Genomic DNA, 21,571 nt, shown 5'->3' on the forward strand with positions numbered 1-21,571 from the left:
ATGGACGGTGGCAGCTGCATGGACAAGGTCGTCTCCAGCCCCCAGGAAGCCGTGGCCGACGTGCCCGACGGCGCGACGCTCGCGGTGGGGGGCTTCGGGCTCTGCGGCGTCCCGGTCGCCCTGATCGACGCGCTGCTGGAGCAGGGCGCGCGCGACCTGGTCACGATCTCCAACAACTGCGGGGTCGACGACCAGGCCCTGGGCGTCCTGCTGTACGCCGGGCGCATCCGCAAGACGATCAGCTCGTTCGTCGGCGGCAACAAGGAGCTGGCCCGGCTCTATCTCTCCGGCGAGCTGGAGGTGGAGCTCACCCCGCAGGGCTCGCTGGCCGAGCGGCTGCGCGCCGGCGGCACCGGCGTCCCCGCCTTCTACACCCCGACGGGCGTCGGCACGATGGTCGCCGAGGGCGGCATCCCGGTGCGCTACGACGCCGAGGGCAACGTGGTGGCCACCAGCGAGCCCAAGGAGGTGCGCCGGTTCGGCGACCAGGACTTCGTGCTGGAGACCGCGCTGACCGCCGACTACGGCCTGGTCCGGGCCGCGGTCGGTGACCGGCACGGCAACCTGGTGTTCCGCGAGTCGGCCCGCAACTTCAACCCGCTGTGCGGCATGGCCGCCCGGGTCACCGTCGCCGAGGTCGAGAAGCTGGTCGAGCCCGGGCAGATCCCGCCCGAGGCGGTGCACCTGCCCGGCGTCTTCGTGCAGCGGGTCGTCGTCGTCGGCGCGGAGGGCAAGCGGATCGAGAAGCGCACCACCCGCCCGCGCCGCAGTGCGGCGACCCCGGCCGCGGCCGGCACCGAGACCACGGAGGCCTGACATGGCACTGACCCGCGACCAGCTCGCCGCCCGCGTGGCCGCCGACCTCGTGGACGGCCAGTACGTCAACCTCGGGATCGGCATGCCCACCCTGGTGCCCAACCACGTCCCCGACGGGGTGCACGTGGTGCTGCAGAGCGAGAACGGGGTGCTCGGCGTGGGCCCCTACCCGTTCGAGGGCGAGGAGGACGCCGACCTGATCAACGCCGGCAAGGAGACGATCACCGTGCTGCCCGGCGCGAGCTTCTTCGACTCGTCGCTGTCCTTCGGCATGATCCGCGGCCACCACATCGACGTCGCCGTGCTGGGGGCCATGCAGGTCAACACCCGCGGTGACCTGGCCAACTGGCTCATCCCCGGGAAGATGGTCAACGGCATGGGCGGGGCGATGGACCTCGTCCACGGCGCCCGCGAGGTGATCGTGATGATGGAGCACGTCGCCCGCGACGGCTCCCCCAAGATCGTCGACGAGTGCACCCTGCCGCTGACCGGCAAGGCCTGCGTCGACCGCATCATCACCGACCTGGCCGTCATCGACGTCACCGAGGCCGGGCTGGTGCTGCGCGAGGTGGCGCCCGGGGTCACCGTCGACGAGGTACGGGCCGCCACCGGGGCCCCGCTGAAGGTGGCCGACGAGGTGCCGACCATGGCGCTGCCGGCGGGCGTGTGACCTTCTCGGTCATCGCCCGCGACCCGGGCACCGGCGACCTCGGCATCGCCGTCTCCTCCTGCATCCTGGCCGTGGGCCGGGCGGTGCCCACCGTTCGGCCGGGGATCGGGGTGGTGGCGGTGCAGGCGCGCAGCCGCCGGGGGCTGGGCACGTCGCTGATGGCCGGGCTGGCCGCGGGCAGCTCGCCGGAGGACCTGGTCCGGCGCGCCTCGCACGCCGCCGAGGACGTCGACCGGCAGATCGCCGTGCTGGACGTGACCGGGCAGATCGCCGCCGACACCGGCCGGGGGTCGCTGCCGGCCAGCGGGCACCTGGTGGGCGAGGGCTTCAGCGTGCAGGGCAACATGCTGGCCTCCCCCGACGTCCTGCCCGCGATGTCGCAGGCGTTCACCGCCACCGGCGGCGGGCTGGCCGACCGGCTGCTCGCCGCGCTGACCGCGGGGCAGGACGCCGGCGGTGACCTGCGCGGGCGTCAGTCGGCCGTACTGCAGGTGGTCAGCGGCACGCCGGCCGACGACGAGGACGACGGCGTCCGGCTGGACCTGCGGGTCGACGACTCCGGCGACCCGGTGGCCCAGCTGCGCATGCTGCGCAACCTGCACCGGGCCTACGACGAGCGCGACTACGAGACCCTCGCCGTCTTCGCGCCGGAGGGCGCCCGCGACCTCTACGCGGCGCTGGCGGCCTCCCGCCGGGGCGACCGGGTGGCGGCACGCCAGGCGCTGGAGGCGGTGCGCACCCGCCCCGGCTGGTCGACCTGGCTGGCCTCGATGGCCGGGGACGCACGGCTCTCAGCAGTGTCTCGCCTGCTGGACTGAACCTCAGAGCCCGGCGATCCGCAGGGCGCCGACCAGCTCGGCTGCGAACTCCGCGTAGCCGGCCTCGTTCGGGTGCACCGGATCCGCATAGAGCCCGTCACCGGAGCCGAGCCAGTCCTCGGCCACCGGGTCGATGAACGTCAGCCCCGCCGCGTCCGCCTCCTCGGAGAGCACGGCCCGGATCTCGTCGACCGCGTGACGGTCGATCCCGGGCGGGTCCAGCGGCCCCAGGACGATCACCTCGGCCGCGGGCACCTGCTCCCCGAGGGCTGCGTACAGGTCCCGGGCGGCCGCCCGGACGTCGGCCACCGGGTGGCCGACGTCGTTCGTGCTGCCCTGCACGACCACCACGTCGGGCTCGTCGGCCACCACGTCGGCCACCCGCGTGGCGTAGGGCCCACTGCCCGGCGCGGGATCGACGTAGCCGGTGCTCCCGACGCCCGCCAGGACCGGCGTCCAGCCCATCCCCTCAGCCGCGGCCGGCACGTACCCACCGCCGTCGTCCGAGGCGGCGGTGTACGAGTCGCCGAGGAACACCGCCCGGGCCGGCGGGCCCGACGGGTCGGCCTCCTGCGATGCCGCCTCCGTCCGGTCGGCGACCTCGGCATCCTCGTTGCTCGAGCAGCCAGCCAGCAGCAGGCCCACGGCGCAGGACAGGGCCACGATGGGTCTCTGCACGGCACAGAGCGTACGGACTGCCGGGCGTCGTCGGCGGGAGGCGAGCCGGGTCGTGGGGCGCCGTCCCCGCCGGTCAGCGCAGCAGGCTGCGGGCGATCACCATCCGCTGCACCTGGTTGGTGCCCTCGTAGATCTGGGTGATCTTCGCGTCGCGCATCATCCGCTCGACCGGGAAGTCCTGGGTGTAGCCGGCCCCGCCGAACAGCTGGACGGCGTCGGTGGTCACCTGCATGGCGGTGTCGGAGGCGAAGGCCTTCGCCGCCGCGGACACCCGGGTGACGTCCGGGCTCCCCTGCTCCCCCGCCGCCGCCGCGACGTAGACCAGGTGCCGGGCGGCCTGGATCTTCATGTCCATGTCGGCCAGCATGAACTGCACGCCCTGGAAGTCGGAGACGGCCGAGCCGAACTGGCGCCGGTCCTTGGTGTAGGCGACCGCGGCGTCCAGCGCGCCCTGCGCGACCCCGACGGCCTGCGCGCCGATGGTCGGCCGGGTGAAGTCCAGCGTCCGCAGCGCGGTCTTGAAGCCGGTGCCGGGCGCACCGATGACCCGGTCGGCCGGGATGGTGCAGTCGGTGAAGTACAGCTCGCAGGTGGGCGAGCCCTTGATGCCCATCTTCTTCTCCTTGGGCCCCACGGCGAAGCCCGGGTCGTCGCGGTGCACGACGAAGGCGGAGATGCCGTTGGCCCCCTTCTCCGGGTCGGTGACCGCCATGACGGTGAACCACTCGGAGACGCTGGCGTTGGTGATCCACGCCTTTGTGCCGTTGAGCACCCAGGATTCGCCCTCGAGCCGGGCCCGGGTGCGCATCGCGGCGGCGTCGGAGCCGGCCTCCCGCTCGGACAGCCCGTAGCTGATCATCGCGTCGCCGGCGGCGATCGAGGGCAGCACCCGCTGCTTGAGGTCCTCGGACGCGGACAGGACGACCGGCACCGAACCGAGCTTGTTGACCGCGGGGATCAGCGAGGCGCTGACGTCGACCCGGGCGACCTCCTCGATCACGATGCAGGTGGCGATCGCGCCGGCGCCCTCGCCGCCGTAGGCCTCCGGGACGTGCGTGGCGTGGAAGCCCGCTGCGGTGAGCGCCTTCTGCGCCTCCACCGGGTAGCGGGAGTCGGCGTCCACCTCCGCGGCGAAGGGGGCGATCTCCCGCTCGGCGATCTCGCGGACGGCTTCCCGGATGGCCTCGTGCTCGTCGGTGAGCGCGTAGAGCCCAGCGTTGTTACCCACGGGTAGATGTTAAGCCCGGCCGGTCCACGCCAGGAAGCGACTCACCCCTGCGCGGGGTGTCCGGTCAGGGCGCGATGCGCTGCTGCAGCGCGTCGTCCCGGGCGACGACGGACGCCGCCAGATCGGCCTGGAACCGCTCGACCGCGGCCCGCAGCGTGTCGTCGCCGGCCGCCAGGATGCGGACGGCGAGCAGGCCGGCGTTGCGCCCGCCGCCGATCGACACCGTGGCCACCGGGACACCGGCCGGCATCTGCACGATGGAGAGCAGGCTGTCCAGCCCGTCGAGCCGGTCCAGCGGCCGGGGCACCCCGATCACCGGCAGCGGCGTCGCCGCGGCGACCATCCCGGGCAGGTGCGCCGCTCCCCCGGCCCCCGCGATGACGACCCGCAGTCCGCGACCGGCTGCGGACTCGGCGTAGTCCAGCATCCGCCGGGGCGTGCGGTGGGCGGAGACGACGTGTGCCTCCCAGGGGACGTCGAACTCGGCCAGCGCCTGCGCGGCAGGCTCCATCATCGGCCAGTCGGAGTCGCTGCCCATCACGATGCCGACGATCGGGTCGCTCACGGTGGTGCTCCTCGGTGCTCGTCGTCGCTGCTCGTCATCAGTGCTCGTCGTCGAAGGCGAAGGCACGGTCGACGACGCCGTCGGCCAGGTAGCGGGCGGCGGCCACCGCGCGGGCCCGCACCTCGGCCAGGTCCTCGCCCAGTGCGGTGACGTGGCCGAGCTTGCGGCCGCGCCGTTGGCCCTTGCCGTACCAGTGCAGCTTCACGTCGGGCCAGTGCGCCATCAGGTGGTGCACCCGCTCGTCCAGCCCCGGTCCGGTCCAGTCGTCGTCCGCGGTCGCGCCGCCGAGCACGTTGGCCATCACGACCACCGGCGCGGTCATCGCCGTCGAGCCGAGCGGGTAGTCGAGGACGGCGCGCAGGTGCTGCTCGAACTGGCTGGTGCGGGCGCCCTCGATCGTCCAGTGCCCGGAGTTGTGCGGGCGCATCGCCAGCTCGTTGACCAGCACGCCGTCTGCGGTCTCGAACAGCTCCACGGCCAGCATGCCCACCACGCCGAGCCGGTCGGCGATCCGGACGGCGAGCTCCTGCGCCACGGTGGCCTTCGCCTCGTCCAGGCCGGGGGCGGGGGCGTAGACCTCGTTGCACACACCGTCCCGCTGGACGGTCTCGACGACCGGCCAGACCGCGACCTGCCCGAACGGTGAGCGCGCCACCTGGGCGGACAGCTCCCGGACCATGGCGACCCGCTCCTCCGCCAGCAGCGGACCGTGCCGTTCCAGCAGGTCGGCCACCTCGTCCGGACCGCGGACGACGAAGACGCCCTTGCCGTCGTATCCACCGCGGGGGGTCTTGAGCACCACCGGCCAGCCGACCTCGTCGGCGAACGTGGTGGCGTCGTGGACCGTGCGCACCTCGGCCCAGGCCGGCTGCGGCTCGCCGGCCTCCGCGAGTGCCCGGCGCAGCACGAGCTTGTCCTGGGCGTGCACCAGCGCCGCCGGCCCGGGAGCGACCCGGGTGCCTGCGGCCTCGAGTGCGCGCAGGTGCTCGGTGGGCACGTGCTCGTGATCGAAGGTGAGCACGGTGGCGCCCTCGACGAAGCGCCGCAGGTCCGCCAGCTCGTTGTGGTCACCGAGCTGCACGTCGGCCACGACGAGCGCCGCGGACTCGGCCGGGTCGGCGGCCAGCACCCGCAGCGACTGCCCCAGTGCGATCGCCGCCTGGTGGGTCATCCGGGAGAGCTGCCCCCCGCCGACCATCGCCACCACGGGGAGTCCGGTGCGCCCGTCGAGAGTGGTGGTCATCAGAAGCGCCTCGATCAGTCAGCGGGCCGATGCACGCCGTCGGAGTCTGTGGACAACGGACGGGACGGCACCGGAGGGGTGGAGACGAGCCAGCGCGACGTGTCGGCACGAGTCGACCCGGTTGCCGGCGGCGCGGCGCGCCGGTCACCGTCTCCGGTCACGAAGGCTAGCGGCTCGCGCTCGGCATCGCCGACGCCGGCCGTCCGAGCCGGCGTCCCCCGTGGAGCCCCCAGGACGAGCACGGCGAGGCCGCTGGTCGCCACGACCGCCAGCACGACCGGCAGCAGGAAGCCGCCGGGCGGTGCCCACCCGGCATCGTCGACGATCGGCGTGGCAGCCAGTCCGTAGCCGAAACGCCACAGCACCCAGCCGACGGCGGCAAGCTGCCCGACCGCCGTCAGCACGACGACGACCGGGATGAGCTTCTGCACCAGCGTCCGCCCCGTGCGCTCGCGGAGGACCAACCCGACGGCCACCAGCGGCACGCCGATGGTGAACGGGAGCAGGTACCGCCCCTGCCAGATCAGGCCCACCTCGCCCGCACCGGGCACCTGACCGACGATCGGGACGACCACCGTCGCCAGCGCGATCAGGAGGATGACCAACCGGGACCGGCGGTCCGCCAGCGCCCACGCCGCCAGCACCAGACACCCCACCAGGAAGGCCCAGATGACGACGGAGACCAACGGGCCGGGGGTGTCCCAGAACGTGGCGATCTGCTGCTGCAGGTAGTACCGGCTCTGCATGGCCGCCGCACTGGCGGCCCGCAGCGGGTTCTCCAGCTGCGGCGCCGGCGCCCCGACGAGCGTGCTGGTGGGGTCCATCAGGGTGATCCAGGCCAGCGCACCACCACCGGCGACCACGGCCAGCGCCGCGGAGGCACCGACCCAGCGACCTCGAGCCTGCTGCCAGAACAGCCGCCCCGCCAGTAGCACCAGCACTCCGCCGATCAGGACCGCCATCACCCCGGATGCCGGCCGGGTGTTCACCAGCACGGCCCCGACGGCTGTGCCGGCGAACAGCCGGGCCGGCACGTTGTGACGCCCGGGGTCCAGCGCCAACGGCAGGAACAACGCCCAGGTCGCGAAGCCCGCGGCGATCTCCAACCCCGACGGGTTCACCACGCCGGCCATGAACATGGTGGTGGGGGTGATCGCGACCAGGCCGGCGGCCAGGGCGGCACGCGGGAAGCGCGTCGAGCGGAGCGCGGTCATGCCGATGGCCAGCATTCCCGAGACCAGGGCAGCGCTCACCAGCCGCATCGCGTAGACCGCCGGAGCCCCGTCGAGGACGAGGCCGGGCAAGCCGACCACCGCGTAGTAGGCGACCGGGTACCGGCCCACCCAGGTGGCCACCTCGATGACCGTGCTGTCGGTGACCTGGAAGCCCGCCGAACACCCCGCGGAGACGTCGAGCCGGAGCGAGAAGCACTGCGCCGTGCCGTCCGCCGTTCCGTAATAGGCCGGAACGCGCACCATGTCCACGCGACTGAACTGTTGTCCGGGGTTCTCCACCGGACGACCGACCAGCTGTCCGTTCACCACGCCGACCGCGTGCACGACCTGAGCCGACTCGTCGTAGCTGGCGAACAGCGGCACGGCCAGGCTCCAGGCGGAGGCGCCCAGGAAGAGGACGAGCCAGCAGGTCAAGAAGAACTGGATCCCACTGAGGCTTCTCATGCGGCGCACGGCTCATGGGATCACAGGCGGATCGACGACGGCCGCTTCCTCGTCCCCTCGACACCTCGGCAGCCACAGTCTGCCCGTGCACCGAAATCCACCCCAGGCGTCCCACCCGACGCGACATCCGTCGACCGGGCGGCCCCAGACGGCGATGATGCTGGTGCTGCACCACTCCGCCAGGTAAAGAGGGTCCCGTGCTCTATTCAGACGTCGCTGTTCTCGTGCCCTGCCACAACGAGGTCAGGACGGTCGCAGACGTGGTCACGGCATTCAGTCGGGCGCTGCCGGGCGTCCGGGTGGTCGTGTGCGACAACAACTCCACCGACGGGACCGCCCAGGCTGCCCGCGCTGCGGGCGCAACGGTCATCACCGAGCGACACCGCGGCAAGGGTTACGCCGTCCGGCGGCTCTTCTCCGACGTGGACGCCGACTACTACGTGATGGTGGATGGCGACGGCACCTACGACGCGGCTGCGGCGCCCGAGATGGTGCGCCTCATGCGCGACGAAGGCGTCGACACCGTCCTCGGTCAGCGCCGGGCCCACTCCAGCTCGGGGGCGGCCGAGTACCGGTCGGGTCACCAGCTGGGCAACCTCGTCTTCTCACGCACGTTCTCCAAGCTGTTCGACACGCAGTACGGCGACGTGCTCACCGGCTACCGCGGCTTCAGCCGGCGGTTCGTCAAGAGCTGCCCGCTGCTGGCCCGCGGCTTCGACGTGGAGATCGAGCTGAACGCGCACGGCGCATCCCTGGGGATGCCGCTGGCCGAGATCGAGACGGTGTACCGCGAACGGCCGCACGGGTCGGAGAGCAAGCTCAACACCTACCGCGACGGCTTCCGGATCTTCCGTCGCCTCTTCCGCCTCTTCCGGGACTTCAAGCCGGCGGCCACCTTCGGTGCGCTGGGGATGATGATGGCCGCGATCGGCGCCTCCGTGGTCGCGCCGGTGCTCGTCCAGTACAGCCGGACCGGCCTGGTGCCCCGCTTCCCCACGCTGTTCGTGGTGATCGGGCTCTTCCTGGGAGCCCTGTTCCTGATCCTCACCGGGGCCATCCTCGAGCGGGCCAGCAGGGACCGGCTGGAACGCAACCGCCTCTCCTACCTGGCACAGCCCGCTCCTCGCCAGGTGCGGTGCGGGACCGACGATCGTGCCGACGACCCGACCATCGCGCCTGGTCGCCGGCGGCGTGCGCTGGTCGCAACCATCGAGCGTCCGGCCGACCTCGCCGACGGCCCCCTCCACCAGGGGCAGCAGGCCTCGTGCTGAGCGATGTCGGCGCGCGAACCGGCACCCGAACGGCCGCCCACCGGAATGGTCCCGGACGACCGCTCGCGAAGCGTGATCGGTCAGCTGTCCGGCGTGACCCGATCACTGCCCGGCGCCTCCCGCGCTCGGCAGGCCGCCGTACAGTCTCCAGCGTGCTGAAGGGGAAGGTCGCGAGGCGGCTGGGCACGAGTTGGCGGCTGCTGCTCAAGGAGCTCAGCGCCTTCGGGGTCGTGGGCGTCGTCTGCTTCTTCATCGACGTCGGGCTGTTCCAGCTCCTCTATGCCCACACCGGCACCGGTGCGGTCACCGCCAAGCTCGTCTCGACGCTCGTGTCGATGACCGTGGCCTACGTGGGACACCGCTACTGGTCGTTCTCCCACCGCGCCCGGACAGGGCTGCGCCGTGAGTACGTGCTGTTCGCCGTGATCAACGGTGCGACCCTGCTGCTGAGCCTGGGCATCGTCGCCGGCGTCCGGTACGGCCTGGACCAGGAGGGCGCGCTGGTCATGCAGGCGGCGAACCTCGCCTCGATCGTCGTGGGCACCGCCGTGCGGTACCTCGCCTACCGCCGCTGGGTCTTCCCCGCGGCGGACTCACCGCACGCCCCGCCGGTCAGCGGGTCGCAGCCGGTGACCGTCACCGACGGCGCCGCCTGACCCGCACCCGCACCCGCACCCGCACCCGCACCCGCACCCGCACGGTCTCTGACTGGTCGGCCGCAGTCATGCGGCCAGCCGCGACCCCTGTCGGCCGGAGACGACCTCGAGCCGGCTGCTGATCCGGGTGCGCAGCTCCTCGACGTGACTGATCACCCCGACGGTGCGGCCGCCCCGGCGGAGCTCGTCCAGCACGGTCATCACCGCGTCGAGCGACCGTGGGTCGAGCGTGCCGAAGCCCTCGTCGACGAAGAGGGTGTCGATCTGCACCCCGCCGCTCTCGGCGGTCACCACGTCGGCCAGTCCGAGGGCGAGGGCGAGGGAGGCCATGAAGCTCTCCCCGCCGGACAGGGTCTTCGTCGGCCGCCGCACGCCGGTGTACTCGTCGAGCACGTCCAGGCCCAGCCCGCCCCGTGCGCCGTGCCGCCCCTGGGCGTCGCTGTGCAGGAACGTGTAGCGCCCCCCTGACATGTCCCGCAGCCGCCGGCTGGCGACCTCGGCGACCTGCTCCAGCCGGGCGGCGAGCACGAAGGACTGCAGTCGCATCTTGAGGGTGTTGGCACCCCGACCGTTGACCAGGTCGGCGAGCGCGGTCGCCTGTTCGGCCACGGTGCGCCGCTCGTCCAGCTCCACCTCGACCGCCGTCAGCTCGGCGGCCAGGTCGTCCAGCGCCGAGGTGCAGCGCCGCACCTCGGCCAGGGCTGCGACGGCGTCCTCCCGGGAACGCGTGGTGGTGCGGCAGGTGTCGGCGAGGGCCGCCAGATCGGGCCGCGGGGCCAGGTCGGCGAGCTCGGGCTCGGCGAGCGTCGCGGTGACCACCGACCACTGTTCGTCGTGCTCGGCGATCCGCCGCCCGACGGTGGCCGCCTGGCCGCGCTCCAGCAGCGCGCCCGCGGCGCTCAGCAGGTCCGGGAAGCCCGCCTCGGCGACCCGTTCCTCCGCGTGCCGGCGGGCGGCGGCCGCGTCGGTCCGGGCCCGGAGCTCCGCGGTCTCGGCCTCCATCAGGGCCTCGCAGCGCTCGGCCGCACCGGTCAGCCGGCGGACCCGGGTGGCGATGTCGGGGTCGTCGCCCCGCGCGGCGGCGAGGCGCTGCTGGAGCTCGGTCAGCGCCTCCTGCTGGGCGGCCAGCTCGGCCCGCCGCAGGACCAGGTCCTCTCGTGCCGCGGCGAGCCCGGCAACGGCCGCATCGCGTTCGGCGGTCAGCGCGCCCAGCGCGCGGCGGGCTCCGTCCAGCGTCTCGGACCGCCGCCGGACAGCGGCCTCCTCCTGCGCGGCCTCGGCCACGCCCGCCTCCTGGTCGGGCAGCGCCTCCTCGCCGGCCCGGGCGCGCAGCACGGCCAGCTCACGCTGGTCCTCCTCCAGGGCCTGCTGCACCCGCCCGTGCTCGGCCTCCTGCTGCTCGACCACGGCCCGGGCGGCGTCCTCGTCGGCCTGACCGACGACCGCGCCCGTGGGCTCGGCCAGACGGGGGTGCTCGGTGGAGCCACAGACCGGGCAGTCGGCGCCGTCGGTCAGCCCAGCAGCCAGCTCGGCCGCCATGCCGTCCAGACGGCGGGCACGCAGGTCGAGCCAGTGCTCACGGGCGGTCGACCACGCCTCCCGTGCCGCCGCGGCCCGGACGCGCCGCTCCTCCAGTCGCGCAGTCATCGCGCCGACCGCGCGGGCGGCGTCCAGGGCGGTCCTGCGGCGCGCCAGTTCCGCGGTGAGCCCGGGGAGAGCGGCCGCGGCCTCGGCGGCGGCGGCCACGGCTGCCTCCTGCGCCGCCAGCCGCCCGGGCCAGTCGGCGGCCGACTCCTCCTCGTGGGCGCACCGGGTGACCAGCGCCTCGACCTGACGCCGGCCACGGGCCACCTCGGCGGTGAGCCGGTCGGCCCGGTCGACCTCGGGCTGCAAAGCACGCAGTCCGGCCACCTCGTCGCGCAGCGAGCGGGCGAGCAGGACGTCAGCGGCCCGCCCGTCCGACACCGGAGCCCACTCCCGCTGCACGGTGGTCAGCCGGTCGGTGGCCGTCTCGGCCGCCAGCGCGGCCCGACCGGCCGCCTCCAGCACGTCCCGCACCGGTTCGGCGCGGTGGGCCGCCTCCAGCGCGGCGCGCAGCGGCGCCAGCTCGCCGGCCTCGGCCTGCAGTCGGGCGAGCTCGGCTCGTGCCCGGTCACGCCGGTCGTGCCGGTCGGCCTCGGTCCGGGCGGCGGCGAGCCGGGCATCGACCCGGGCCACCTCGGCAGCCGCCTGCTCGGCAGCGGCCTCGCGCTCGTGCAGCCGGTGGGCGACCTCGGCGCGGACACGCTGCAGCCAGGCGCCGGCGTGCGCCTGCGGGGCGGCGCCGACCAGCTCCGGGGCCAGTTCCTCGGGCACGTCGACGTCGGCGACCTGGGCGACCCGGGCCAGCAGGGTGCTCGCCCGGAGCCGCACCTCGTCCAGCTGCGCCCGGGCCACCGCGCGCTGGTCGGCCAGCCAGTTCTCCACGTCGGCGAACCGGCCGACGTCGAACAGCGTGCGGAGCAGCCGTCCCCGGTCCTCCGGCTCGGCCCGCAGGAAGCGGGCGAAGTCGCCCTGCGGCAGCAGCACGACCTGGCAGAACTGCTCGGCCGACAGCCCCAGCCGGCTGCGCAGGTGCTCGGACCCCTCGTCGATCCGGGTGCTGACCGGCTCCCACTGCTCACCCGTCCAGCGCTGCACGGTGAGCCGGGCCTGCTCGGTGGTCCAGCCGGTGCCCTTCAACTTCGGCCGCTGCTGCTCCGGCCGGCGCGTCACCAGCAGCCGCTCACCGCCGAGGGTCACCTCGCACCGCACCTCGGTGCGCACCCCCGGGCCCGCGTGGTCGCTGCGCAGCCGGCGCTCCTCGCCGCGGGCACCGGGGACCGTGCCGTAGAGGGCGTACACGACAGCGTCCAGCAACGTCGTCTTCCCGGCCCCGGTCGGGCCCCACAGCAGGAACAGCCCGTCGCGGCCGACGTCGTCCAGGTCGACCTCGACCCGGTCGGCGAACGGCCCGAACGCGGTCAGGGAGAGGGTGTGCACCCTCACGCGAGGGTCTCCTGGTGCGCGGCGGCGGCCAGGGCGCGGCCGAGCAGCGCCAGCTCACCGGGCGTGGCCGGCACCCCGCGGACGTGGCTGACGAACTCGCCGGCGACCTCAAGGTCGCTGCGGCCGGACAGCCGCTCCTGGTAGCTGCGCGTGTCACCGCCCTGCGCCGACCCCGCCCACTCCAGGTGCACGCAGTGCGGGAACCGGGCCTGCAGCTGGCGCATCGGGTCGACCGGGCGGACCGGGTCGGTGAGCTGGGCGGAGACGAAGTGGTCCTCGACCGCGGCCAGCTCGGGGTCGGCGAGCAGCTCGGCCAGCTCGCCCCGCAGCACGGTCAGCCGGCGCGGGGTGGGCAGTGGCACGGCGCACACCCCGGCCAGCCCGTCGGCGTCCAGGTCGACGAGCCAGGCCTGCTTCTGCTGCCCGGCCTCACCGAAGGAGTAGGCCAGCGGGGACCCGCTGTACCGCACCCGGTCGCTCAGCGACTGCGGGCGGTGCAGGTGCCCGAGGGCGACGTAGTCGACGCCGTCGAAGACGGGCGCGGGCACCAGGTCGACGCCGCCGACGCAGATGTCCCGCTCGCTCTCGCTGGGCACCCCGCCGCCGACGAAGGCGTGGGCGAGCACGACCGAGCGGGTGCCCGGGCGGAGGAACAGGTCGGCGCGCACCCGGTCCATCGCCGCGGTGAGCACCGCCTCGTGGCTGCGCGCCTCGCTCAGCCCGAGCTCGTGCCGGGCCACCTCCGGCTCCAGGTACGGCAACCCGTAGATCGCGACGTCCCCGTGCTCGTCGGACAGGAGGACCGGCTCGTCGAGCAGCCCCGTGGCGGCACGGACGTGCACGCCGGAGACCGCCAGCAGCCCGGCCGCGAAGCCCAGGCGACGGGCGGAGTCGTGGTTGCCCGGCGTCAGCACGACCGCTGCGCCGGCGGAGCGGAGCCGGGTCAGCACCCGGTCCAGCACGGCGGTCGCGTCGGCCGAGGGGACCGCCCGGTCGTAGACGTCACCGGCCACCAGGACGACGTCCACCCCCTCCGCGGCGACGACGTCGGCGAGCCCGCCGAGCACCGTCTCCTGCTCGGCGAGCAGGTCGGTGCCGTGCAGGGAGCGGCCGATGTGCCAGTCCGAGGTGTGCAGCAGCCGCATGTCCCGCACGGTAGGTCGCCCCTCCGACAGAACCCGATCGGCACGCCGTGACGGACCGGTCCGGCCGGCACCGCCGGGGTGCGTGGGGCCGGTGGGTCAGAACTGCTGGGTCGGCTGCTGACCGTCCCAGCGGAACCCGCCGAGGTGCCCGGCGGCCTCCTGGGCGCGGCGGTCGGCGTCCTCCTCGACGAGCTGGTTGAGCAGCTGCTGCACGCCGTCGCTGTCCGGGATCGAGGAGAACACGGTCGGGCCACCCTCCCCCGCCGTCTCGATCGAGACGGTGCCGGACCTGATCACCCGCTCCCAGAGGGTCTGCCGGTAGGAGACGTCGGTGATCCGGGACAGGCCGATGTCCCGGCCGGACCGGGCCAGGATGCCGACGCGGTACAGCAGGCGGTGGGTGGTGATCACGTAGTGCGTCGTCCGCCAGCGCAGCAGCGGGGCAGCGACCAGGAACACCCCGAGGACGAGGGCGACCGCCACGACCACCAGCCGCCAGGTGGCCTGCTGGTCACCGGCCGGGACGAGCGCCGCCCCGAACGACGTCCCGCCGACCAGGACCAGGAACAGCACGATCGGCCAGAAGATCGTCGTCCAGTGCGGGTGCAGGTGCCGGACGACCTCTTCGTCCTCGCCCAGCACCTTGTCGGGGTACGCCACCCCGCCAGGATGACCGACGGCGCGGGTTCGGTCATCCGTCCCCGGTACTACTTCCTGCGGACGTGTCGCACGTCGCCGGACGCGAGCTCGAGGAGGCCCGCCGGGGTGCGCACCACGAGCCGGCCGTCCCAGTCGACCGCCTCGGCCACGCCCTCGAGCACCGACCCGTCCGGCATGGTCACCGTGACGGTGGCGCCGACGGTGCTGCACCAGGCGAGGTAGTCCTGGGCGAGGCCGGAGGAGACCGGGTCACCGAGGGCCGTCGTCCAGCGCTGGTACCGGCGCTGGAACGCCCGCAGGAAGGCCAGCAGCACGGTGGCCCGGTCGACCGGGGAGCCCGCGGCCAGCGCCAGCGACGTCCCGGTGTCGGGCAGCTCGTCGCGGCGGGTCGAGACGTTCAGCCCCACGCCGACGACGACGGCAGTGCCCGCGCTCTCGGCGAGGATGCCGGCCAGCTTGGTGCCGTCGGCGGCGAGCAGGTCGTTGGGCCACTTGAGCGACGCACGGACACCGGCGACCTCGGACACCGCCTCGGCCAGCGCCACCCCGGTGAGCAGGGACAGCCAGGCGCGCCGGGCGGCCGGGACGTCGGGGCGCAGCAGCACCGAGACGGTGAGCCCGGCCCGCGGCGGCGACGTCCAGACCCGGTCCAGCCGCCCCCGTCCGGCCACCTGGTGCTCGGCCACCAGCACCAGCCCCTCGGGCTCGCCGGCGGTGGCCCGGGTGACCAGGTCGGCGTTGGTCGACCCGATCGCCTCGACCACCTCGACACGGCGCCAGAGCCCGCCGGAACCGGTCAGCTCGGCGGTCAGCGCGGCGGCGTCCAGCGGACGGCGATCGGCGGGAGGAGCTGCGGTGGAGGAGCTGTCGGGCACGTCACCTACGCTACGGCGCTGTGAGTGCCGCCGAACTGGAGAGCGCGGGAGAACCCGTCCCCGCCGACGTCGACCTGCACACCACCGCCGGCAAGCTGGCCGACCTCGAGCGGCGGGTGGAGGAGGCGACGCACGCCGGGTCCGAGCGCGCCGTGGAGAAGCAGCACGCCGCCGGCAAGATGACCGCCCGGGAGCGGATCGACGCCCTGCTGGACCCGGGCTCGTTCACCGAGCTCGACGAGTTCGCCCGGCACCGGTCCACCAACTTCGGGATGGACGCCAAGCGCCCGTTCGGGGACGGCGTGGTCACCGGCTACGGCACCGTCGACGGGCGCCCGGTCTGCGTCTTCTCCCAGGACGTCACCGTCTTCGGCGGCAGCCTCGGCGAGGTCTACGGCGAGAAGATCGTCAAGGTGCTCGACCTGGCCGTGCGCAACGGCTGCCCGGTCATCGGCATCAACGAGGGCGGCGGCGCACGGATCCAGGAGGGCGTGGTCTCCCTCGGGCTCTACGCGGAGATCTTCCGCCGCAACGTGCACGCCTCCGGCGTCGTCCCGCAGATCTCGCTGGTGATGGGCGCCGCGGCCGGCGGTCACGTCTACTCCCCCGCCCTCACCGACTTCATCGTGATGGTCGACAAGACCAGCCAGATGTTCATCACCGGGCCCGACGTGGTGAAGACGGTGACCGGCGAGGACGTCACGCTCGAGGAGCTCGGCGGCGCCCGCACGCACAACACCAGGTCCGGTGTGGCGCACCACCTCGCCGAGGACGAGGCCGACGCGATCGACTACGTCAAGGCGCTGCTGTCCTACCTCCCGAGCAACAACCTCGACCCGCTGCCGGCGGTCGAGGTGCCGCCGGTGGACGTCGCGCTGCCCGATGCGCTGACCGACACCGACCGGGAGCTGGACACCTTCGTCCCGGACTCGCCGAACACGCCCTACGACATGCACACCGTGATCGAGCACGTGCTCGACGACGGCGAGTTCCTCGAGGTGCAGGCGCTGTGGGGGCCGAACATCCTCACCGGCTTCGGCCGGGTCGAGGGCCGGCCGGTCGGCGTCGTGGCCAACCAGCCCACCCAGCTCGCCGGCACGCTGGACATCGACGCCAGCGAGAAGGCCGCGCGGTTCGTCCGCACCTGCGACGCCTTCAACATCCCGGTGCTCACCTTCGTCGACGTCCCCGGCTTCCTGCCCGGCACGTCGCAGGAGTGGGACGGGATCATCCGGCGGGGGGCGAAGCTGATCTACGCCTACGCCGAGGCGACCGTGCCGCTGATCACGGTGATCACCCGCAAGGCCTACGGCGGCGCGTACGACGTGATGGGCTCCAAGCACCTGGGCGCCGACGTCAACCTGGCCTGGCCGACCGCGCAGATCGCCGTCATCGGGGCGCAGGGCGCGGTGGGCATCCTGTACCGCAAGGAGCTCGCCGCGGCCGAGGACCCGGAGGCGCTGCGCGCGCAGCGGGTCACCGAGTACGAGGACACGCTCGCCAACCCCTACATCGCGGCCGATCGCGGGTACGTGGACGCGGTGATCCCGCCCTCGCACACCCGCATCCACATCGTCCGCGCGCTGCGGCTGCTGGCGAACAAGCGCCAGACGCTGCCGGCCAAGAAGCACGGGAACATCCCGCTGTGAGCGACGCCCAGACCCCACTGCTGCAGGTCCTCCGCGGTGAGCCGAGCGCGGAGGAGCTCGCCGCGCTGACCGTCGTCGTGGCGTCCCTGTCCCAGCGCCGTCCGCGCCGCCGGCCCACCCCGGTGGGCGCGTGGGCCGAGCGGGCCGACGTGCTCCGCCGTCCGCTGCTGGCCGGCCCGGGTGGCTGGCGTGCGTCGGGGCGGCCGGCATGACCCGGCGCCTGGTCCTCGCCTCCCAGTCGCCGGCCCGGCTGCAGCTGCTGCGCCAGGCCGGGCTGGACCCGGAGGTCGTGGTCAGCGGGGTCGACGAGTCGACGGTGAGCGCCCCCCGGGTCGGTGAGCTGGTCGCCCTGCTCGCCGCGGCCAAGGCCGGCGCGGTGGCGAAGAACGAGACCGATGCCCTGGTCATCGGCGCCGACTCGCTGCTGGAGTTCCGCGGGCAGCCGCTGGGCAAGCCGACCGACGCCGCCGACGCGCGCACCCGCTGGCAGCGGATGTCCGGGCGCAGCGGCGTGCTGCACACCGGCCAGGCGGTCTTCGACGTCCGGGACGGCGGGGTGGTCCGGCGGGACGTCGGGGTCTCGTCCACCGTGGTTCACTTCGCCGATCCGACGCCGGCCGAGCTGGACGCCTACCTGGCGACCGGAGAACCGCTGGCCGTCGCAGGCGCCTTCACCCTCGACGGGCTCGGCGCCCCGTTCGTCCGCCGGGTCGAGGGCGACCCGGCCGCGGTCGTCGGCCTGTCGCTGCAGCTGCTGCGCACCCAGCTGGCCACGCTCGGCCTCACGATCACCGATCTCTGGCAGCGCTGACCGGTCCCGGCGCCCACCCGCCAGACATGCCTCTCAAGGGAGAACGAACGTGCAGAAGGTCCTGATCGCCAACCGCGGCGAGATCGCGGTGCGCGTCGCACGCGCCTGCCGGGACGCCGGGCTGACCAGCGTCGCGGTGTACGCCGAGCCCGACCGGGACGCCCTGCACGTGCGCGCCGCCGACGAGGCCTTCGCCCTGGGCGGCAGCACGCCCGGCGACTCCTACCTGGTGATCGACAAGATCCTCGACGCCGCGCGGCGGTCCGGCGTCGACGCGGTGCACCCCGGTTACGGCTTCCTCTCCGAGAACGCCGACTTCGCCCAGGCGGTCATCGACGCCGGGCTGACCTGGATCGGCCCGTCGCCGCAGGCGATCATCGACCTGGGTGACAAGGTCGCTGCCCGGCACATCGCCACCCGCGCCGGCGCCCCGTTGGTGCCCGGCACCAAGGACCCGGTCGCGGACGCCGACGAGGTCATCGCCTTCGCCCGGGAGCACGGGCTGCCGGTGGCGATCAAGGCCGCGTTCGGTGGCGGCGGCCGCGGCCTGAAGGTGGCCCGGACGATCGAGGAGATCCCGGAGCTGTTCGACTCCGCGGTCCGGGAGGCCGTGTCCGCGTTCGGGCGCGGCGAGTGCTTCGTGGAGCGCTTCCTGGACCAGCCGCGGCACGTCGAGGCCCAGGTGCTCGCCGACACGCACGGGAACGTCGTCGTGGTCGGCACCCGCGACTGCTCACTGCAGCGGCGCAACCAGAAGCTGGTCGAGGAGGCCCCGGCGCCGTTCCTGACCGACGAGCAGCGGGAGCGGATCCACTCCTCGGCCAAGGCGATCTGCGCCGAGGCCGGCTACGTGGGCGCCGGCACCGTCGAGTACCTGGTCGGCACCGACGGCTCGATCTCCTTCCTCGAGGTCAACACCCGGCTGCAGGTCGAGCACCCGGTCAGCGAGGAGACCTCCGGCATCGACCTGGTGCGCCAGCAGTTCCGGATCGCCGAGGGGCTGCCGCTGGAGATCACCGAGGACCCCACCCCGCGCGGGCACAGCTTCGAGTTCCGGATCAACGCCGAGGACGCCGGCCGCAACTTCATGCCCGCCCCGGGTCCGGTGACCCGGCTGGAGATCCCGCAGGGTCCAGGCGTGCGGTGGGACTCCGGCGTCGAGACCGGCGGTGAGGTGGCCGGGGCGTTCGACTCGATGCTGGCCAAGCTGATCGTCACCGGCGCCACCCGCACCGAGGCGCTGCAGCGGGCCCGCCGGGCGCTGGCCGAGCTGACCGTCGAGGGCATGCCGACCGTCGTCCCGTTCCACCGGGCGGTCGTCGCCGACCCGGCCTTCACCAGCGAGCCGTTCACGGTGCACACCCGGTGGATCGAGACCGAGTGGGACAACCAGGTACCCCCGTACGGTCCCGCCTCCGACACCGAGGACGCCGAGCCGCGGCAGACCGTGGTGGTGGAGGTGGGCGGTCGCCGGCTGGAGGTGTCCCTGCCCGCGGGCCTCGCCACCGGCGGGGCTGCCCCGGCGGCGGCCGGCTCGAAGCCGCGCAAGCGTGGCGGTGGCGGGGCGGCCGCCTCGGGTGACTCCCTCACCGCACCGATGCAGGGCACCATCGTCAAGGTCGCGGTGGCCGACGGTGCGACCGTCGCCGCCGGTGACCTGGTCGTCGTCCTCGAGGCGATGAAGATGGAGCAGCCGATCGTCGCGCACAAGGCCGGCACGGTGTCCGGGCTGTCCGCCGAGGTCGGCGCCGCCGTCACCAGCGGCGCCGTCCTCTGCACCATCAGCGACGCCTGACCCGCCGGTCCCGACGCGGGGCAGGTGGGGCTTCCGGGGCGGATCGGACGACGACTGGGACGACATCCCCGCCGGCTGGACGATCGGCCGGTCCGAGCGCTGGGCCGGGGCTACCTTTCAGCCCCACCCCCGTCCCTGCGAGGCCTCCGTGACCCGTGCTGCCACCAACCCCCAGCGTCGTGCCGCCGACCGGGTCGCCCATGACGGTCCGCACCGACACATCGCCGGGCTCGACGGCATCCGGGCCGTAGCCGCCGGTCTCGTGCTGCTCTTCCACTACTGGGGGATGAGCGGCCGGCCGGAGCTCCCGGCGCCGCTCTCCCTGGTGGCGACCAACGGGGGTGTGGGCGTCGACCTGTTCTTCGTCATCAGCGGGTTCATCCTCTTCCTGCCGTGGGCCCGTGCCGCGTGGACCGGGCGGCCGGTACGACGGCGCCGCTACCTGGAGAACCGGTTCCGCCGCATCCTCCCGGCGTTCTGGTTCAACATGGCGGTGCTGGTCGTCGTCGCACAGCCGGCCATGCTGTTCGGACTGGACGGCCTGAGAGACCTCTTCCTCTACGGGACCTTCCTCGCCGGGTTCGCACCGCCGAGCGTGGCTCCCACACTGATGTTGAACGCCGTCGCGTGGACCCTCTGCATCGAGGTGACCTTCTACCTGGCACTGCCGCTGATCGCGCCGCTGTTCGTCCGCCACCGGTGGCGGGTGGCACTACCCGCCGTCCTCCTGGCCGCCACCGTGGTCAAGATGGGGATCATCGCGCGCTACGGAGACCTGGCAGACCCGGGCGTCATGGTGGCGGCCGCCCGGAACCTCGCGGGGACGATGAACGAGTTCGCCTCGGGCATGGCCGTGGCCGGGCTGTGGGCGTCGCTGGAGCACCGTCGGGTGCGTGTGCCCCTCGTGGTCGGCCCGGCCTGCACGGTCATCGGCCTCATCGGGATCTGGGCGCCGCTCTACGTCGGCCAGTACGTCGTGGGACGTGAGGACATGCTGCATGGGACCGGACCGCTCGGTTGGATCCCGTGGCTGACCATGTTCCCGCTCGTGGCCCTGTCCGCGGCGGTGGCCTTGTTCGGCATCTGCCACACGCCGAACGCGCTGACCCGCCTGTTGTCGGTCCGCCCGATCGCGTACCTGGGCGTCGTCAGCTACGGCATCTACCTGTGGCACCTCCCGGTGGGGTCCTGGCTCGCGGCGGGCATCCCCGACGGGAACGGAGCCGTCGAGCGACTCCTCCTCCTGCTGACCGTGTCCACCGCCGTCACGATCGGCTGCGCGGCCTTCTCGCACCGGTTCGTCGAGCAACCGTTCCTGCGGAGCGCGCGGACTCCCGTTGTTGCCCGTCCGGATGGCGGCGCCGCGCCCGGGCCGGGCCGGGAAACAGCCATCGCCCGCCCGCACGGCATCCGGGGACCGAGCCCGCGGACCGCGCTGCTGACGGCACCGCTGATCGCCGTGCCTCGCGCCCCCGAGCAGGCACTCGTCCCTTCCCGGACGGCACCGCCGACCGTCGGGTGAGGCGGCTGCGCCCCCGGATCCAGCGGCCGATCGATCACCCAGCCGTCATTCGAGCTGCCTGGACGTTCGCTGCCGCCGGCACGGTGACCTGCCGGTCCGCCGTCCGGGAGGCCGTGTCGGCGTTCGGGCGTGGCGAGTGCTCCGTGGAGCGGCCCTGGATCAGCCCCGCCACGTCGAGGCGCAGGTGCTGGCCGACACGCACGGCAACGTCGTTGTCGGCACCCGGGTGACTCCCTCACCGCACCGATGCAGGGCACCATCGTCAAGGTCGCGGTGGCCGACGGCGCGACCGTCGCCGCCGGTGACCTGGTCGTCGTCCTCGAGGCGATGAAGATGGAGCAGCCGATCGTCGCGCACAAGGCCGGCACGGTGTCCGGGCTGGCCGCCGAGGTCGGCGCCGCCGTCACCAGCGGCGCCGTCCTCTGCACCATCACCGGGTCGTCGGACTGACCCCTGCGGTTCC

The 21,571-nt window shown here is 73.7% G+C and carries 20 protein-coding genes; 11 read left to right on the forward strand and 9 right to left on the reverse strand.

Annotated elements, in window-relative coordinates; all coding sequences use genetic code 11:
* Window positions 1-18: 18 nt before the first annotated feature.
* Genes Q1A09_RS04530 through Q1A09_RS04540 form a run of 3 tightly spaced genes read left to right on the forward strand, consistent with a single transcriptional unit; the run spans window position 19 to window position 2,304 of the window.
* Window positions 19-816: a CoA transferase subunit A gene (locus Q1A09_RS04530; protein WP_299952291.1), complete on the forward strand. Its 798-nt coding sequence runs from the start codon at window positions 19-21 to the stop codon at window positions 814-816.
* A gap of 1 nt (window position 817) precedes the next feature.
* Window positions 818-1,486, forward strand: coding sequence for a CoA transferase subunit B (locus Q1A09_RS04535; protein ID WP_299952292.1), 669 nt, complete (start codon window positions 818-820; stop codon window positions 1,484-1,486).
* Window positions 1,483-2,304 carry a DUF1028 domain-containing protein gene (locus tag Q1A09_RS04540; protein ID WP_299952293.1) on the forward strand — a complete coding sequence of 274 codons (822 nt, stop codon included), beginning with the start codon at window positions 1,483-1,485 and terminating at the stop codon, window positions 2,302-2,304. The genes Q1A09_RS04535 and Q1A09_RS04540 overlap by 4 nt, the downstream gene beginning before the upstream one ends.
* A gap of 3 nt (window positions 2,305-2,307) precedes the next feature.
* Here the strand turns inward: Q1A09_RS04540 and Q1A09_RS04545 are convergent, their stop codons facing one another.
* The 5 genes from Q1A09_RS04545 to Q1A09_RS04565 form a co-directional block, all read right to left on the reverse strand.
* Window positions 2,308-2,982, reverse strand: a complete 675-nt coding sequence (locus Q1A09_RS04545; protein WP_299952294.1) for an SGNH/GDSL hydrolase family protein — start codon at window positions 2,980-2,982, stop codon at window positions 2,308-2,310.
* 73 nt (window positions 2,983-3,055) lie between these two features.
* Window positions 3,056-4,210 (reverse strand): acyl-CoA dehydrogenase family protein, encoded by a 1,155-nt coding sequence (locus Q1A09_RS04550; RefSeq protein ID WP_299952295.1) that lies wholly within the window; start codon window positions 4,208-4,210, stop codon window positions 3,056-3,058.
* A 64-nt stretch (window positions 4,211-4,274) separates the two neighbouring features.
* On the reverse strand, window positions 4,275-4,748 hold the full coding sequence (purE, locus tag Q1A09_RS04555; RefSeq protein ID WP_299952597.1) for a 5-(carboxyamino)imidazole ribonucleotide mutase: 474 nt from the start codon (window positions 4,746-4,748) through the stop codon (window positions 4,275-4,277).
* Window positions 4,749-4,812: 64 nt separating this feature from the next.
* Window positions 4,813-6,018: a 5-(carboxyamino)imidazole ribonucleotide synthase gene (locus Q1A09_RS04560; protein WP_299952296.1), complete on the reverse strand. Its 1,206-nt coding sequence runs from the start codon at window positions 6,016-6,018 to the stop codon at window positions 4,813-4,815.
* Between the two features lie 14 nt (window positions 6,019-6,032).
* The gene (locus Q1A09_RS04565) at window positions 6,033-7,697 is read right to left on the reverse strand and encodes a DUF2142 domain-containing protein (RefSeq protein ID WP_299952297.1); all 1,665 of its coding nucleotides are present in this window, start codon (window positions 7,695-7,697) and stop codon (window positions 6,033-6,035) included.
* A 197-nt stretch (window positions 7,698-7,894) separates the two neighbouring features.
* Between Q1A09_RS04565 and Q1A09_RS04570 the strand changes: the two genes are divergently transcribed.
* Both Q1A09_RS04570 and Q1A09_RS04575 read left to right on the forward strand, forming a co-directional pair.
* Entirely contained in the window at window positions 7,895-8,968 is a 1,074-nt protein-coding gene (locus Q1A09_RS04570) for a glycosyltransferase (RefSeq protein ID WP_299952298.1), read from the forward strand.
* A 152-nt stretch (window positions 8,969-9,120) separates the two neighbouring features.
* Window positions 9,121-9,624: a GtrA family protein gene (locus tag Q1A09_RS04575; protein ID WP_299952299.1), complete on the forward strand. Its 504-nt coding sequence runs from the start codon at window positions 9,121-9,123 to the stop codon at window positions 9,622-9,624.
* A gap of 66 nt (window positions 9,625-9,690) precedes the next feature.
* On the opposite strand, the gene Q1A09_RS04580 is transcribed toward Q1A09_RS04575, so the two are convergent.
* From Q1A09_RS04580 to Q1A09_RS04595, 4 genes are all read right to left on the reverse strand, one after another.
* Window positions 9,691-12,651, reverse strand: coding sequence for an SMC family ATPase (locus tag Q1A09_RS04580; protein WP_299952300.1), 2,961 nt, complete (start codon window positions 12,649-12,651; stop codon window positions 9,691-9,693).
* Window positions 12,648-13,796, reverse strand: a complete 1,149-nt coding sequence (locus tag Q1A09_RS04585) for an exonuclease SbcCD subunit D (protein ID WP_299952301.1) — start codon at window positions 13,794-13,796, stop codon at window positions 12,648-12,650. Before Q1A09_RS04585 ends, Q1A09_RS04580 begins: the two co-directional genes overlap by 4 nt.
* Window positions 13,797-13,892: 96 nt before the next feature.
* Window positions 13,893-14,456: a PH domain-containing protein gene (locus tag Q1A09_RS04590; protein WP_299952302.1), complete on the reverse strand. Its 564-nt coding sequence runs from the start codon at window positions 14,454-14,456 to the stop codon at window positions 13,893-13,895.
* A 47-nt stretch (window positions 14,457-14,503) separates the two neighbouring features.
* The gene (locus tag Q1A09_RS04595; protein ID WP_299952303.1) at window positions 14,504-15,331 is read right to left on the reverse strand and encodes a biotin--[acetyl-CoA-carboxylase] ligase; all 828 of its coding nucleotides are present in this window, start codon (window positions 15,329-15,331) and stop codon (window positions 14,504-14,506) included.
* 20 nt (window positions 15,332-15,351) lie between these two features.
* Here Q1A09_RS04595 and Q1A09_RS04600 point away from each other — a divergent pair, with 20 nt between their 5' ends.
* The 6 genes from Q1A09_RS04600 (at window position 15,352) to Q1A09_RS04625 (ending at window position 21,558) form a co-directional block, all read left to right on the forward strand.
* Entirely contained in the window at window positions 15,352-16,980 is a 1,629-nt protein-coding gene (locus Q1A09_RS04600; protein ID WP_299952304.1) for an acyl-CoA carboxylase subunit beta, read from the forward strand.
* Window positions 16,977-17,192, forward strand: coding sequence for an acyl-CoA carboxylase subunit epsilon (locus Q1A09_RS04605; RefSeq protein WP_299952305.1), 216 nt, complete (start codon window positions 16,977-16,979; stop codon window positions 17,190-17,192). The genes Q1A09_RS04600 and Q1A09_RS04605 overlap by 4 nt, the downstream gene beginning before the upstream one ends.
* Window positions 17,189-17,791 (forward strand): nucleoside triphosphate pyrophosphatase, encoded by a 603-nt coding sequence (locus tag Q1A09_RS04610; protein WP_299952306.1) that lies wholly within the window; start codon window positions 17,189-17,191, stop codon window positions 17,789-17,791. The genes Q1A09_RS04605 and Q1A09_RS04610 overlap by 4 nt, the downstream gene beginning before the upstream one ends.
* Before the next feature lie 49 nt (window positions 17,792-17,840).
* Complete coding sequence (locus Q1A09_RS04615; RefSeq protein ID WP_299952307.1) at window positions 17,841-19,586, forward strand: biotin carboxylase N-terminal domain-containing protein; 1,746 nt, start codon at window positions 17,841-17,843, stop codon at window positions 19,584-19,586.
* Window positions 19,587-19,734: 148 nt separating this feature from the next.
* Window positions 19,735-21,108, forward strand: a complete 1,374-nt coding sequence (locus Q1A09_RS04620) for an acyltransferase (RefSeq protein WP_299952308.1) — start codon at window positions 19,735-19,737, stop codon at window positions 21,106-21,108.
* Window positions 21,109-21,354: 246 nt separating this feature from the next.
* Window positions 21,355-21,558: a biotin/lipoyl-containing protein gene (locus Q1A09_RS04625; RefSeq protein ID WP_299952309.1), complete on the forward strand. Its 204-nt coding sequence runs from the start codon at window positions 21,355-21,357 to the stop codon at window positions 21,556-21,558.
* Window positions 21,559-21,571: the final 13 nt, after the last annotated feature.

The sequence above is a fragment of the uncultured Modestobacter sp. genome (genome assembly GCF_947486615.1).
Lineage (GTDB): Bacteria > Actinomycetota > Actinomycetes > Mycobacteriales > Geodermatophilaceae > Modestobacter.